The 13,370-nt window shown below is 71.9% G+C and carries 14 protein-coding genes; 10 read left to right on the top strand and 4 right to left on the bottom strand.

Annotated elements, in window-relative coordinates:
• Window positions 1-3 precede the first annotated feature (3 nt).
• Window positions 4-534 (top strand): GNAT family N-acetyltransferase, encoded by a 531-nt coding sequence (locus JOD65_RS18015; protein WP_191195211.1) that lies wholly within the window; start codon window positions 4-6, stop codon window positions 532-534.
• Here the strand turns inward: JOD65_RS18015 and JOD65_RS18010 are convergent.
• Window positions 510-1,448 carry a DMT family transporter gene (locus JOD65_RS18010; protein ID WP_191195212.1) on the bottom strand — a complete coding sequence of 313 codons (939 nt, stop codon included), beginning with the start codon at window positions 1,446-1,448 and terminating at the stop codon, window positions 510-512. The two genes, JOD65_RS18015 and JOD65_RS18010, sit on opposite strands and share 25 nt — an antisense overlap.
• Window positions 1,449-1,470: 22 nt before the next feature.
• Here JOD65_RS18010 and JOD65_RS18005 point away from each other — a divergent pair, with 22 nt between their 5' ends.
• The 4 genes from JOD65_RS18005 to JOD65_RS17990 all read left to right on the top strand — a co-directional run bounded on the left by JOD65_RS18005 (window position 1,471) and on the right by JOD65_RS17990 (window position 4,805).
• The gene (locus JOD65_RS18005) at window positions 1,471-1,908 is read left to right on the top strand and encodes a hypothetical protein (protein WP_191195213.1); all 438 of its coding nucleotides are present in this window, start codon (window positions 1,471-1,473) and stop codon (window positions 1,906-1,908) included.
• Window positions 1,909-1,917: 9 nt separating this feature from the next.
• Window positions 1,918-3,792 carry a translation elongation factor 4 gene (gene lepA / locus JOD65_RS18000; protein WP_191195214.1) on the top strand — a complete coding sequence of 625 codons (1,875 nt, stop codon included), beginning with the start codon at window positions 1,918-1,920 and terminating at the stop codon, window positions 3,790-3,792.
• Window positions 3,789-4,295 (top strand): HutD/Ves family protein, encoded by a 507-nt coding sequence (locus JOD65_RS17995; RefSeq protein WP_191195215.1) that lies wholly within the window; start codon window positions 3,789-3,791, stop codon window positions 4,293-4,295. The genes lepA and JOD65_RS17995 overlap by 4 nt, the downstream gene beginning before the upstream one ends.
• Window positions 4,296-4,373: 78 nt before the next feature.
• The gene (locus tag JOD65_RS17990; protein WP_191195216.1) at window positions 4,374-4,805 is read left to right on the top strand and encodes a hypothetical protein; all 432 of its coding nucleotides are present in this window, start codon (window positions 4,374-4,376) and stop codon (window positions 4,803-4,805) included.
• Window positions 4,806-4,824: 19 nt separating this feature from the next.
• On the opposite strand, the gene JOD65_RS17985 is transcribed toward JOD65_RS17990, so the two are convergent.
• Window positions 4,825-5,421 (bottom strand): TIGR03086 family metal-binding protein, encoded by a 597-nt coding sequence (locus tag JOD65_RS17985; protein ID WP_191195217.1) that lies wholly within the window; start codon window positions 5,419-5,421, stop codon window positions 4,825-4,827.
• A gap of 51 nt (window positions 5,422-5,472) precedes the next feature.
• On the opposite strand from JOD65_RS17985, the gene JOD65_RS17980 reads away from it, so the two are divergent.
• Entirely contained in the window at window positions 5,473-6,333 is an 861-nt protein-coding gene (locus tag JOD65_RS17980) for a helix-turn-helix domain-containing protein (RefSeq protein ID WP_191195218.1), read from the top strand.
• Here JOD65_RS17980 and JOD65_RS17975 read toward each other — a convergent pair.
• The gene (locus JOD65_RS17975; protein ID WP_191195219.1) at window positions 6,314-7,405 is read right to left on the bottom strand and encodes a winged helix DNA-binding domain-containing protein; all 1,092 of its coding nucleotides are present in this window, start codon (window positions 7,403-7,405) and stop codon (window positions 6,314-6,316) included. The genes JOD65_RS17980 and JOD65_RS17975 overlap by 20 nt on opposite strands.
• Before the next feature lie 3 nt (window positions 7,406-7,408).
• Window positions 7,409-7,861 (bottom strand): XdhC family protein, encoded by a 453-nt coding sequence (locus JOD65_RS17970; RefSeq protein ID WP_191195220.1) that lies wholly within the window; start codon window positions 7,859-7,861, stop codon window positions 7,409-7,411.
• Window positions 7,862-7,965: 104 nt separating this feature from the next.
• Between JOD65_RS17970 and JOD65_RS17965 the strand changes: the two genes are divergently transcribed.
• From JOD65_RS17965 to hemW, 4 genes are all read left to right on the top strand, one after another.
• Entirely contained in the window at window positions 7,966-8,898 is a 933-nt protein-coding gene (locus tag JOD65_RS17965) for an aminoglycoside phosphotransferase family protein (protein WP_191195221.1), read from the top strand.
• Window positions 8,899-8,970: 72 nt separating this feature from the next.
• The gene (locus tag JOD65_RS17960; protein ID WP_204811259.1) at window positions 8,971-10,074 is read left to right on the top strand and encodes a serine hydrolase domain-containing protein; all 1,104 of its coding nucleotides are present in this window, start codon (window positions 8,971-8,973) and stop codon (window positions 10,072-10,074) included.
• Window positions 10,075-10,223: 149 nt separating this feature from the next.
• Window positions 10,224-12,044, top strand: a complete 1,821-nt coding sequence (locus JOD65_RS17955; RefSeq protein WP_191195223.1) for an AMP-dependent synthetase/ligase — start codon at window positions 10,224-10,226, stop codon at window positions 12,042-12,044.
• Window positions 12,045-12,121: 77 nt separating this feature from the next.
• A complete protein-coding gene (gene hemW / locus JOD65_RS17950) occupies window positions 12,122-13,339 on the top strand; it encodes a radical SAM family heme chaperone HemW (protein WP_191195224.1) in 1,218 nt (405 codons plus the stop codon).
• Window positions 13,340-13,370 lie beyond the last annotated feature (31 nt).

Raw genomic sequence — 13,370 nt, 5'->3', positions numbered from 1 at the left:
GCCATGCCTGAGCTCGTCCTGCCGACCACCACCGTCCGCGAGTCGTTCCTGGAGGCGATGGACGAGTTCGTCGCCGAGGGCGCCGAGTTCAGCCAGACGGCCGCGTGGATCGAGCACAACGCGCCCGGCTGGAAGGAGCCCGACGCCTTTGCGGCCTTCGTGGACACGGTCAGGGCGGACGCGCTCGCCGAGACGCCGCGGCTCGAGTGGCACGTGCCGTGCACGACGCTGTGGTGGGTCGACGGCGAGGACTACCTCGGCCGCATCGCCATCCGCCACGAGCTCAACGACTTCCTCCTCGACGTGGGCGGGCACATCGGGTACGACGTGCGCCCGACCCGGCGGCGTGAGGGCCACGCGACCGCGATGCTGCAGCACGCCCTGCCGTGGGCGCTCGGGCTCGGGATCGACCCGGCCCTGGTCACCTGCGACGACGACAACGTCGGCTCTATCCGCGTCATCGAGGAAGCCGGCGGCGTGCTCGAGGACGTGCGCGGGGTGAAGCGGCGCTACTGGGTGCCGACCGCGTCCTGAGGGTCCTGGTCAGGTTCCTGGGCCGGCACCGGCGTACGCCGGGTGCGCGTGGCCGCTCCGACGCCGACCACCGCGACCACGAGGCCGACGAGCTGGGTGGGTGACAGCGTCTCGTCGAGCACCAGCCAGGCGAGCACGGCCGTCACCGGCGGGCTGAGGAAGAACAGGCTGGCCGCCGCGCCCGAACCGCCGCGCAGCACGAGCAGGGCCAGCAGGACCAGGCCGACGATCGAGTTCACGACTGCCAGGAACAGCACGGACACGACCGCCTGCGAGGTGTCCGTCACCGGCCAGGCGCCCTCGGTGGTCCAGCCCAGCACGAGCAGCGGGGGAGCGGACACGGCGAACTGCGCCGCCGCGGACCACAGCAGGTCGGGCTGCGCGCCGATCCAGCGCTGTCCGAGGGTGCCGAGGCTGAGCGTGAGCATGCTCAGGCAGCCGACCAGCACGGCGACCGGTCCGCCGGCATGGCCGAGGTCGGCGCCGAGCACGAGCAGCACCCCCACGACGCCGGCGGCGAAGCCGGCCACCTGGAGCGCCGAGACCCGCTCCCCGAGGAGCACGGCCGCCAGCAGGGCGGTCAGCACCGGGCTCAGCGCGTGGAGGAGCGAGGCCAGGGTCGCGCCGAGGCCCAGGTCGAACGCGACGTACATCAGGCCGAACTGGACGGCGTTCATCACGAAGCCGACGACCGCGACGCGGCCCAACGTGCCGCGGTCCATCCGGGTCGGCCGCCTCAGCGCGAGGGCCAGGCCGGCGGCGAGGAGGGCTGCGAGGACGAAGCGCCAGCCGAGGACCGTGAACGGCGCCGCCGCGTGGACCGCGGCCGGGCCGGAGATGTAGCCGGACGACCAGATCAGCACGAACGCCGCCGCCGGGACGAACGGCAGGCTCGTTCCGTTCCGCGAGGTCACCGCTGCACGCTAGCGTCCGGACATGGAGGCACCGGCACCGGTCAGGAGGTCGGTGCCGCGCGCGCTGCGACGCGCCTGGCTGGCCGGCCTGGTGCTCCTCATCGTGGGGGTCGTCCTGCCCGGCACCCTGCTCTCGGTCCCGGGGCTGGTCGTGCTGGCGGCGGCGGCCGGCGTGACGGCCGCCCGCGACGACACCCCGCGCGGCTGGTACGCCCTCGCGGTGGCCGTGCCCGCCCTGCCGCTCGTGGTGGTGGCCGGCGTGATCGCCTGGATGGCGGTGCAGGGTGCCGACCTGCTGGTCGCCGCGCTGCTCGTCGTGTACGGCGGACCGGTGCTGGTCGGCTTCTGGGCGGTCTTCGCGATCGCGGCCGTGGTGGAGCTCGTCCGGGGGCGTCGGCGCCGGTTCGGTGCGGCAGGACCCGCGTGGGAGAATGACGCGACCCCGCCGTCGTACTCCTGAAAGCAGTCCGTGAGCCTCACCAACGCGCCGAAGCCTGGCTCCACCGACCCGTCGATCATCCGCAACTTCTGCATCATCGCGCACATCGACCACGGCAAGTCGACGCTGGCCGACCGGATGCTCCAGCTCACCGGGGTCGTCGACGAGCGGGCGTCGCGTGCGCAGTACCTCGACCGGATGGACATCGAGCGCGAGCGCGGCATCACGATCAAGTCGCAGGCCGTGCGGATGCCGTGGACCGTCCCCGTCGGCAACGCCGAGGACGCCGAGCCCGGCACCTACGTCCTCAACATGATCGACACCCCGGGCCACGTCGACTTCACCTACGAGGTGTCCCGCTCGCTCGAGGCCTGCGAGGCGGCGGTCCTGCTGGTCGACGCCGCCCAGGGCATCGAGGCGCAGACCCTGGCCAACCTCTACCTCGCGATGGGCGCCGACCTCCACATCATCCCGGTGCTCAACAAGATCGACCTCCCGAGTGCCAACGTCGAGAAGTACGCCGCCGAGCTCGCCGGCCTGGTCGGCTGCGAGCCGGAGGAGGTGCTCCTCACCAGCGCCAAGACCGGCGTGGGTGTCGAGGCGCTCCTCAACGAGATCGTGAAGCAGACCCCGGCGCCGGTGGGCGACGCGGACGCTCCGGCCCGCGCCCTGATCTTCGACTCGGTCTACGACACCTACCGCGGTGTGGTGACCTACGTCCGCGTGGTCGACGGCAAGCTCAGCCACCGTGACCGGATCAAGATGATGTCGACCAACGCCGTGCACGAGATGCTCGAGGTCGGCGTCATCAGCCCCGAGCCCGTCAAGGCCGGGGAGATCGGCGTCGGCGAGGTCGGCTACCTCATCACCGGGGTGAAGGACGTGCGCCAGTCGCGCGTGGGTGACACGGTCACCTCGCAGCACCACGGCGCCACGGAGTCGCTCGGCGGCTACAAGCACCCCAACCCGATGGTCTACGCCGGGCTCTACCCGATCGACGGCGACGACTACCCGTCGCTGCGAGACGCCCTGGAGAAGCTGCAGCTCAACGACGCGGCGCTGACCTACGAGCCGGAGACCTCCGGCGCGCTCGGCTTCGGCTTCCGCTGCGGCTTCCTCGGCCTGCTCCACATGGAGATCACCCGCGACCGGCTCGAGCGCGAGTTCAACCTCGACCTGATCTCGACCGCGCCCAACGTGGTCTACGAGGTCCTCCTGGACGACGGCACCGAGGTCGAGGTGACCAACCCCAGCGAGTACCCCGACGGCAAGGTCGCGGAGGTCCGCGAGCCCGTCGTGAAGGCGACGATCCTCGCGCCGTCCGACTACATCGGCACGATCATGGAGCTGTGCCAGCTCAAGCGCGGCAACCTGCAGGGGATGGACTACCTGTCGGAGGACCGCGTCGAGATGCGCTACACGCTGCCGATGGGCGAGATCGTCTTCGACTTCTTCGATCAGCTGAAGTCGCGCACCAAGGGCTACGCCTCGCTCGACTACGAGCGCTCCGGCGAGCAGGCCGCCGACCTGGTCAAGGTCGACATCCTGCTCCAGGGCGAGCCGGTCGACGCGTTCAGCGCGATCGTGCACCGCGATGCGGCCTACTCCTACGGCGTGATGATGGCCGGCAAGCTCAAGGACCTGATCCCGCGCCAGCAGTTCGAGGTGCCGATCCAGGCCGCCATCGGTGCGCGCGTCATCGCCCGCGAGACCATCCGCGCCATCCGCAAGGACGTCCTCGCCAAGTGCTACGGCGGCGACATCAGCCGCAAGCGCAAGCTGCTCGAGAAGCAGAAGGCCGGCAAGAAGCGGATGAAGAACATCGGCTCCGTCGAGGTGCCTCCGGAGGCCTTCGTCGCCGCGCTCGCCACCACGCAGCCGACGGAGAAGACCGGCAAGAAGTGACCGTCGTCCGTGCCGCCGACGTGCGGCCAAGACCGTGGGCCAACGGTGGCGGCACGACGCGTGAGCTCGCGGTGGCCGGCGACGGCGCGTGGCGGATCAGCCTGGCCGACGTGGACCGCGACGGGCCGTTCTCGACGTTCACCGGCCGACAGCGCCTCCTGACCGTCGTCGAGGGACCGGTGCTCGACCTGGAGGTGGACGGCGACGCCCACGTCGTCGAGCCGCAGCGTCCGTTCGCCTTCCCGGGCGACGCGACCACCGTGGCGTCCGTGCCGGAGGGGCCCGTGCGCGTGCTCAACGTCGTCGTCGACCAGGGGGTCGTCCGGCCCTACGTCACCGTGCTCGAGCTGGGCCGCTCCTCGACCCTCCCGCTGGGCGCCGACCAGGCGGCGTACGTCGTCTCCGGCGCACGCGACGGCCTCGAGACCGGCAGCCTCGTGCTGGGCCCCGGTGAGGTAGCCGGCCGGTGCACGGTCGCTGTCGTCACCCTGCAGCGCTCCTGACCCGACCGCCGGGTGGAACGGTCGCCCAGGTCGCGCCGTCCCACGCGCATGGTGGTCACCCGGATGCGCGCTGCGGGCGTGCTTCTCGCGGCATCGCTCCTCACCGGGTGTGGCGGCGGCTCGGAGTGCGAGGTCGCCGCCCACGTCGTCAGTGAAGTGAGTCCCTCGCTCGTCCTCGCCTCCGTGACCGGCACCGACGGGGGGCCCATCGACTCCGTCGAGCTGTCGCGCCTCCGCTTCGACGGCCACAGGGTGGATCGACGGTCGCTGGTGTCGTCGTGGTTGTCCGAGGGCCTGTCCCTCGACCGAGGTCGTCTGGTCTGCAGCTTGCCGTGCGGGCTGGCCGGGGCGACCGGGCGGTGGCAGATCCGCGTGACCGGACCCGCCGGGAGCACCGCGCTCGTCGACGTCCAGGGCCACCCACGGCTAAGCCCGGGCGGGTGCAGCCCGGTGGTGGGCCGGGTGCCGACGATCACCCCCGAGCTCACGCCGGGTGCCGACGCCTCCTGACGGCAGCGCGCGAGGCGCGTCAGCCGTTGCCCGGCTGCCAGCCGGGGTCGCGCCCGAGCCGGGCGAGCAGCCGGTCGGTCACCGAGGCGTCCGGGCCGACCTCGACGGCGTCGGCGCACACGCCCTCCGAGTGCAGGGCCGCGCCCCAGCCGTCCGCGGTGGCGTGCAGGTCGGCGGCCTCGGCGTCGCTGACCGACCACTCCTGACCAGTGGCGCGGGCGACGTCGGATCCGTGCACCACGAGGTCCCAGCCGTAGAAGTCAGCGACGGTGGCGGCGATCGTCGTACGGCCGAAGTAGCCGTCGTACTCCCGCGCGGCCACGCCGTCGGCCTCCAGAGCCGCCGTGACGTGCGCGCGCTGGGCCCGCCACGCCGCCGCCGGGTCGGCGAGGTCCGGCGGCGGACCGGCGTCGAGGCCCTGCGTGCTCAGGAAGTCGCGCTGGGTCTGGAGCACGTGACCGACGACGTCGCGGGCGCTCCAGCCCTCGCACGGCGAGGGCCCGTCCCAGTCGCCCCCCGAGACGTCGACCGTGTCCACCACCTGGGTGAAGCGGTCGGCGCGCTGCTGGAAGAGGGAGAGGTAGTGGTCGATGCCGGGGGTCGTCGTCTGGGTCATGCGACCACTCTCGTCGCTGTGGTGTCGGAGGTGATTGTGATAATCCGACACATGACCAGCCGGACCGGGGCGAGCGGCCCGCACCCGGTGGACCCGATCGACCGGGCCCACCTGACGAGCGTGAGCCGACCCTCCCCGCCGATCCACCGCTACGGCCCCAGCGAGCGCCTCGTCGGCCTGGTCGAGCGCTACTGGATCCCCGTGTGGTCGCTGGCCGAGCCGTCGACCCAGTCCACGCTCCAGCACCCGGTCTGCCTGGTGGTCGTCAGCAACACCTACGCCCGGTTCTACGGCGTGAGCCGGGGCCGCTCGAGCGTCACGCTGGAGGGCGACGGCTGGGCGGTCGGCACGATGCTCAGCCCGGCCGCGGGTCGTCTGGTCCTCGGACGGTCGGTCGCCGAGGTCACCGACACATGGGTCGAGCTGGCCGACCTCGTCACCGACCCGGCCGTCGTCGCCGGCGTGCGCGCTGCGATGGAGGACGACCCGCACGACCCCGCCGCCCACCTCGCGGCGATCGCCCACCTCGAGACGTGGCTGACGACGCACCTGCCCGTCGACGCGTCCGGCCTGCTGGTCAACCGGCTGGTCGCGTGGCTGGGCGACCACCCGGAGGTCACCCGCGTCGACGACCTGGCGCGCGAGGCGGGCCTGTCCGAGCGGAGCCTCCAGCGGCTGGTGGAGCAGCGCATCGGGCTGAGCCCGAAGTGGCTCCTCCAGCGGCGCCGCCTGCACGACGCGGTCGAGGCGCTGAAGGCCGGCCGCGGCACCCTCGCCGAGGTGGCCGCCGACCTGGGCTACGCCGACCAGGCCCACTTCACCCACGACTTCCGCACGGTCACCGGCATGACGCCGGGGGAATACCTCAAGGACCAGCCCCGGGACCAGCCCGTCAGGTCGCCTCGCGGCTGAGCGCCACCTCGGTGACGGTGATGCCGAGGGCCGACTCGAGGGCGGCGACGGGCTCGTCGAGCTCGGCCTTGCGCGGCCGCCTCGTCCGCGCGAACCACGTGATCTCGAGCGGTCGGCGCCTCGCGGTGCCGGCGGCTCGCCAGAAGCCGGTGATCCGTCCGTCGACCAGCAGCGGCGGGAGCAGCATCCCGTTGGACTCGTTCCACAGCCGCCGGTGGTGCTCGGACGTCGCGAACCGGTCGCGGGCCTTGGAGTCGTAGCCGCACAGCACGGCGTCGAACTCAGGCAGCAGGCGCACGCCCGGCAGGTCCCGCGGCGGCGGAGCGTCCGGCAGGTCGACGTACGCCCTGCCGTCCGGGCCGTCCTGCTCGACGACGTCCAGGCCCGCGAGCCCCTCCTCGACGGCCTTGAGCGGGACGCCGGCCCACCACGCGACGTCCTGCCGGGACGAGGGTCCGTGGGCGCGCAGGTGGAGCCGTACGACGTCGGCCAGCGTGACCGGTCCGGTGCGGTCGAACGTGCCGTAGACCGGCTTGCCCTGACCCTCCCACCGGTCGCCCGAGGCGGGTCTGCGGACCAGGGCGCCGTGGGCGAAGCCGAGGTACCGGCCCGGGCCGGCGGCCGCAGCGTCGAGGGAGGCGGGGGCGTGGCGGGCGAGCCAGGCGTCGACGTGGGCGCGGAGCTCGTCGGGGGTGCGCCACTCGCGGGCGTAGTCCTCGATGGAGACCCACAGGTCGGCGATCTGCGCGTCGCTGATGCCGAGCACCCGGGCCCACCGCTGGTGCTGCCCGACGCGAGTGGCCTCGGCGAGCACGGTGTAGGCCTCGGGGGTCGCGGTGTGGACGGTGCCCCGGATCGTGCTGCCGCGCACGATCTCGCCGGCGTCGTAGGCAGCAGTGATCTCGGCGTGGGTCACGCCGGGGAAGCGTGCGCCGAGGCCGATGAACGCCGAACGCGCGGTCTGGGTCTGCAGGTCGCCGATCGCGCGCACCCGCTCGGCCACCGTCCCCGGGTCGTCGGGGAACTGGCGGGCCAGCGACGCGGCCGCCAGGTCGTCCCAGCTGAGGCCCATCGCTCAGCCGCGCATCGGGCCGCCGGCCCGGCCGTAGGACTCGGCGACGATCTCGGCCACCACCGACAGGGCGATCTCGCCCGGTCCCTTGCCGCCCAGGTCGTGCCCCGCCGGCACGTGCAGCGTCGACACGTCGACCCCCTCCGCGGCGAGCTCGTCGAGGAGCCCGGCCGCACGGCCCCGACTGGCCATCATCGCGACGTACGACGCGTCCGAGGCCAGAGCGGCACGCAGCACGGCGGGCGCGTCGGGAGCGTCGTGGTCGCACAGGACCACGGCGTCACCGGGCCCCGGGTCGAGCCCGGGCCCGCCGTCGTCCACCGACTCGACGACCACCGTGCGCCCGGCCGTGGACGCGATGGCGGCGATCGACCGCGAGATCGGGTTGTCGCTGAGGACCAGGATCCGGCCGTGCCGGACGGCCTCGTCCGACCACGGCTGCTGCCGAATGCTCATGCACGTACTCGCTTCGCTCCGTGCGCGCATGAGGCACATGTCGCGCTGTACAGGATGATGAGCTCGCTGCGCTCGCTCATGCAATGCAGCCTAGGCTCGCGGGCATGCCGCTCACCATCCCTGCGGGGCTGCTCGCGCAGCGGGCGCTCGGTGACGACTGGGGGAGCTGGCTCGACCGGCTGCCGCGGCTCGCGGCCGAGCTGCTCGACGACTGGCGGCTGCGTCCGACCGGCACGTCGCTGCACGGCTTCTGCTCGCTGGTGCTGCCGGTGGTGGACGCCGACGGCACGACCGGTGCGCTGAAGGTCGGCTTCGACGGCGACGACGAGTCGCTCCACGAGGGCCTCGCCCTGCAGCACTGGGGCGGCCGGGGCGCCGTACGACTCCAGCGGGCCGACCCGCGGCGACGCGCGCTGCTGCTGGACTGGCTGCCCGGGCCGGACCTCGGTGACTCCTGGGACGTCGAGGCCTGCGAGGTGGTCGGCGAGCTCTACGGCCGGCTCCACATCCCGGCGATGCCGCAGCTGGCCGGCGTCTCGTCGTACGTCGAGCGGTGGCTGCGGGAGCTCGGCGAGCTGGGCCGCGACCTCCCCGTCCCGCGCCGCTACGTCGAGCAGGCCCTGTCGCTCGGCGCCGACCTGGTCGCCGACGAGGTGGCGAGCGTCGTCGTGCACGGCGACCTCCACTACGCCAACGTGCTGGCCGACGACGCGGGGGAGTGGCTTGCCATCGACCCCAAGCCGATGGCCGGCGACCCGCACTACGAGCCGGCGCCGATGCTCTGGAACCGGATGGACGAGCTCAGCGGCCCGGGAGCGGTCGGGTCGGTGCGCGACGGCCTGCGCCGGCGCTTCCACGCGCTGGTCGACACGGCCGGCCTCGACGAGGACCGCGCGCGCGACTGGGTGGTCGTGCGGATGGTGCTCAACGCGGGCTGGGCGGTGCAGGACGCGCAGCGCGCCGGTCGTCGCCTGTCGTCGGAGGAGCAGGACTGGATCACGCGCTGCATCGCCGTCACCAAGGCCGTGCAGGACTGAGCGAACCGGATGACGTCCTCTCGGCGTTGAAGCAGTGAGGGCCGCTCGGGCTCGTCCCTCCTGCACAGGGAGATGGTCATCACGCGCGCACGACACCTGGTGGCGACCGTGCTGGTCCTGGCGACCGGCTGCTCGACCGCGGCCGAGAGCCCGCCGGAACCGGCTGGCGCCGACCCCAGCGTCAGCGCGTCGGCGACGCCGTCGTCCAGCCCGGTCCGTGACATGGTGGGCGACTTCCCGCCCTTCCCGTCGGGAGGCCTGCCCCGGTCGACGGCTCGCGCCCTGCAGGCAGCCCTCCGCCACGGCGTCCTCGTCAGGCCGGAGATCCGGGGCGCCACCGCCTCGGTGATCGTGACGGGAGAGGGGAGCTGGTCGGGCGCCGTCGGCCGCGGGGCGCACGGACAGGTGTTCACCCCGACGTCCCGACAGATGACAGCGAGCATCGGGAAGACCATCACCACTGCCGCCATCCTGCGCCTGGTGGACGAGGGCGAGCTCGGTCTGGACGACCCGGCGACCGACCATCTTCCGCCCGCTCTCGCGTCCTTCGACCTCAACGACGCCAGCGTCCGGGACCTGCTGGGGATGCGCGGCGGCTTCGGAGAGCCGGACAGGTACTGGGAGCTGCAGGGCAAGGGCGTCAGCGTGAAGCGGTTGCTGTCCGGTCTGCCCGCCCCGCACTCGGCCGCTGGGGAGACGACGCAGTACACCAACGTCTACTTCGTGATCCTCGCGGCGATCGTCGAGCACCTCACGGGGCAGCCGTTCGCCGAGGCGGTCCTCGCAGGCGTGCTGAGCGACCCCGCCCTGAAGGGTTTTCGATTCCCCCTCAGGAACGCCCTGGCCGGGGACGGCGATGAGGTCGAGGTCGATGCCGCGACGCTCGCGCGGTGGGGGTACGAGCTGTACGGCGGCCACGTGGTCTCCGAGGCGATGGTCCGTGAGATGGCTGACTTCAAGGGTGAGTGGTACGGCCTCGGGACCATCGACATGTCCGGTGACGGCGACCTCGGCGTGCCAGCCCTCGGTCACGGCGGCGGCGACGTCTCCATCGCGAGTCGCCTGGTGGTCCTCCCCGAGGCGGGCGTGGTCGTCGCGATCCAGGCGAGCCCCGACCTCCTGGACCCGGTGTTCGAGATCGTGCCGGAGCTCGTCGACGCCGCCACGCGCCACTGACCAAAGTCGGAAAGTCGCTCGCCTGACGGGACTTTCGCCGCGTTTGCTACCGCTGGGTAAACCCAGTGATCTAGGTTACAGCCAAGTCAGCAGCAAGCCCCGCTGTGTGGTGCTGCCGCGCCACGCTCCGACGAATGAGTAGGTAACAGATGCCGACCACCATCGACACGGCCTTCCTCGACACCATGCCGCCCAACGTCGCTGTCCAGTTCTTCGACCGCGTCAGCGCGACCCCCGACGCCGAGGCCTTCCGTTTTCCCCGTGGCGAGGCGTGGGAGTCCGTCACCTGGAAGCAGGCCGGCGACAAGGTCGAGGCGCTCGCCGCAGGCCTGATCGCGCTGGGCGTCGAGCCCGAGCAGCGCGTCGGCATCGCGTCCGGCACGCGCTACGAGTGGATCCTCGCGGACCTCGCGGTGATGTGCGCCGCCGGTGCCACCACCACGGTCTACCCGAGCACCAACGCCGAGGACACCGTCTACATCCTGGGTGACTCCGAGAGCCGCGTCGTCTTCGCCGAGGACGACGAGCAGGTCGCCAAGCTCACCGCGCACCGCTCCGAGCTGCCCCACGTCACGAAGGTCATCACCTTCGAGGGCGCGTCGGACGGCGACTGGGTCATCTCCCTGGAGGACCTCGCCGCGCTGGGCGCGGAGAAGCTCGCCGAGCAGCCCGACGTGGTGCGTACGACGTCGCAGGCGATCCGTCCCGACCAGCTGGCCACCCTCATCTACACCTCCGGCACCACCGGCCGCCCCAAGGGCGTGCGGCTGCGCCACTCCTCGTGGGTCTACGAGGGCGAGGCGATCCGCGCGCAGGGCATCCTCGGCCCCGACGACCTCGAGTTCCGCTGGCTGCCGATGGCCCACTCCTTCGGCAAGGTGCTGATGTCCACCCAGATGGCGTGCGGCTTCGCCGCGGCGATCGACGGTCGCGTCGAGAAGATCGTCGACAACCTGGGCGTGGTGAAGCCGACGTTCATGGGTGCCGCTCCGCGCATCTTCGAGAAGGCCCACGGCCGCATCGTCACCATGCAGGCCGCCGAGGGCGGCGCCAAGGAGAAGATCTTCAAGAAGGCCTTCGACGTCGGCCTCGAGGTCGAGCGCCGCAAGCGCGAGGGCAAGTCGGTGCCGATCGGCCTCAAGGTGCAGCACGGGCTGTTCGACAAGCTCGTCTTCTCCAAGATCCGTGACCGCTTCGGTGGAAACGTCCGCTTCTTCATCTCCGGTGCCGCGGCGCTCAACCGCGACATCGCGGAGTGGTTCGGCGTCGCCGGCATCACGATCCTCGAGGGCTACGGCCTCACCGAGACCTCGGCGGGCTCGTTCGTCAACCACCCCGACCGCAACAAGTTCGGCACCGTGGGCCCGGTCTTCCCCGGCAGCGAGGTCAAGCTCGGCGACAACGACGAGATCATGATCAAGGGTCCCGGCGTGATGGACGGCTACCACAACCTTCCCGAGGAGACGGCCAAGACGCTGACCTCCGACGGCTGGCTGCACACCGGCGACAAGGGCGCCGTCGACGAGGACGGCCACCTGGTCATCACGGGCCGCATCAAGGAGCTCTTCAAGACCTCCGGCGGCAAGTACATCGCCCCGCCGGCGATCGAGTCGAAGTTCAAGGCCGTGTGCCCCTACGCCAGCCAGTTCATGGTCTTCGGCGACGAGCGCAACTACTGCACCGCGCTCATCACCCTCGACCCCGACGCGATGGCGGGCTGGGCCGAGGAGAACGGCATGGGCGGCAAGTCCTACACCGAGATCGTGCAGTCCGACGAGGTGCAGAAGATGGTCGGCGGCTACGTCGACGAGCTCAACAGCCACCTCAACCGCTGGGAGACCATCAAGAAGTGGAAGCTCCTCGACCACGACCTGACGGTCGAGTCGGGCGAGCTGACCCCGTCGATGAAGGTCAAGCGCAACGTGGTGCAGGAGAACAACCAGGCGCTCATCGAGCAGATGTACGCCTAGGACCGAGGCGACGGACGGGTGCCGGTGGGAGACCACCGGCACCCGTTCGCACGTGTGGCACGTGGTTGGATACCGGCGTGTCCCCCGCCCAGCCCGACGGTGACGTCGCCCCCGAGGACGGCCTGCTCCCCGACGAGGCGTGGGCCCAGTTCGGCAGCAAGCCCTTCGGCCTCTACATCCACGTGCCGTTCTGCTCGGTGCGGTGCGGCTACTGCGACTTCAACACCTACACAGCCCAGGAGCTCGGCGACGAGGTCGGCGCCAGCCGGTCGTCGTACGCCGAGGCGGCCATCCGCGAGATCCGCTTCGCGCGCCAGGTGCTCGGCCACCGCGACGTCCCCATCGAGACGATCTTCTTCGGCGGTGGCACCCCCACCCTGCTCAAGCCCGCGGACCTCGGGGCCATCGTGGCCAGCGCCGCGGCGGAGTTCGGCCTCGTCGACGACGTCGAGATCACGACCGAGGCCAATCCCGACAGCGTCGCCGCCTGGGACCTCGAGGAGCTGCGCACCGCCGGCTTCAACCGGATCAGCTTCGGCATGCAGTCCGCGGTCGACCACGTGCTGCGCACGCTCGACCGGACCCACGACCCGATGCGCGTACCCGCGGTCGTCGACTGGGCACGGCAGGCCGGCTTCGACGACGTCAGCCTCGACCTCATCTACGGCACGCCGGGGGAGTCGCTGGCCGACTGGGAGACCTCGGTCGACGTCGCCCTGAGCTGTCGCCCCGACCACATCTCGGCCTATTCCCTCATCGTCGAGGACGGCACCGCGATGGGCCGCCAGGTCAAGCGCGGCGAGCTGCCGATGCCCGACGAGGACGACCTGGCCGACAAGTACCACCTCGTCGACGAGAAGCTCTCCGCCGCTGGGATGAGCTGGTACGAGGTGTCCAACTGGGCCACGTCGCCCGACCACTGGTGCCGCCACAACCTCCTCTACTGGACCGGCGGGCACTGGTGGGGCGTCGGCCCCGGTGCGCACTCCCACGTCGGCGGGGTGCGCTGGTGGAACGTCAAGCACCCGGCGGCGTACGCCCAGCGGCTCGCCAGCGGCGTCTCACCCGCCCTCGCGCGAGAGGTCCTCGGCTACCACGACCAGCGGGTCGAGCGGATCCTGCTGGAGATCCGGCTCGTCGAGGGGCTCCCGGTCACCGCCCTCGAGGCCACCGGCCGCTCCCACGTCGCCCGCCTCGTGGCCGACGGACTCGTCGAGCTCGCCACCGAGCGCCTCGTGCTCACCCAGCGCGGCCGGCTCCTCGCCGACGCCATCGTGCGCGACCTGGTGGACTAGCCCCCTCGGTGGTCGAGTAGCCCGCGAGGAA

The organism is Nocardioides cavernae (genome assembly GCF_016907475.1).
In the GTDB taxonomy this organism is placed as follows: Bacteria; Actinomycetota; Actinomycetes; order Propionibacteriales; family Nocardioidaceae; genus Nocardioides; species Nocardioides cavernae.
Note: the sequence above shows the minus strand (reverse complement) of the source record. Positions and strands in the feature narration are given on the sequence as shown.

What these genes read in the sequence shown, in the direction of transcription:
- JOD65_RS17960 (WP_204811259.1), top strand. Translation starts at nt 8,971, where the DNA reads ATGGTCATCACGCGCGCACGACACCTGGTGGCGACCGTGCTGGTCCTG.
- JOD65_RS17985 (WP_191195217.1), bottom strand. Translation starts at nt 5,421, where the DNA reads ATGACCCAGACGACGACCCCCGGCATCGACCACTACCTCTCCCTCTTC.
- JOD65_RS18005 (WP_191195213.1), top strand. Translation starts at nt 1,471, where the DNA reads ATGGAGGCACCGGCACCGGTCAGGAGGTCGGTGCCGCGCGCGCTGCGA.
- JOD65_RS17980 (WP_191195218.1), top strand. Translation starts at nt 5,473, where the DNA reads ATGACCAGCCGGACCGGGGCGAGCGGCCCGCACCCGGTGGACCCGATC.
- JOD65_RS17975 (WP_191195219.1), bottom strand. Translation starts at nt 7,405, where the DNA reads ATGGGCCTCAGCTGGGACGACCTGGCGGCCGCGTCGCTGGCCCGCCAG.
- JOD65_RS17965 (WP_191195221.1), top strand. Translation starts at nt 7,966, where the DNA reads ATGCCGCTCACCATCCCTGCGGGGCTGCTCGCGCAGCGGGCGCTCGGT.
- JOD65_RS17970 (WP_191195220.1), bottom strand. Translation starts at nt 7,861, where the DNA reads ATGAGCATTCGGCAGCAGCCGTGGTCGGACGAGGCCGTCCGGCACGGC.
- JOD65_RS17955 (WP_191195223.1), top strand. Translation starts at nt 10,224, where the DNA reads ATGCCGACCACCATCGACACGGCCTTCCTCGACACCATGCCGCCCAAC.
- JOD65_RS18015 (WP_191195211.1), top strand. Translation starts at nt 4, where the DNA reads ATGCCTGAGCTCGTCCTGCCGACCACCACCGTCCGCGAGTCGTTCCTG.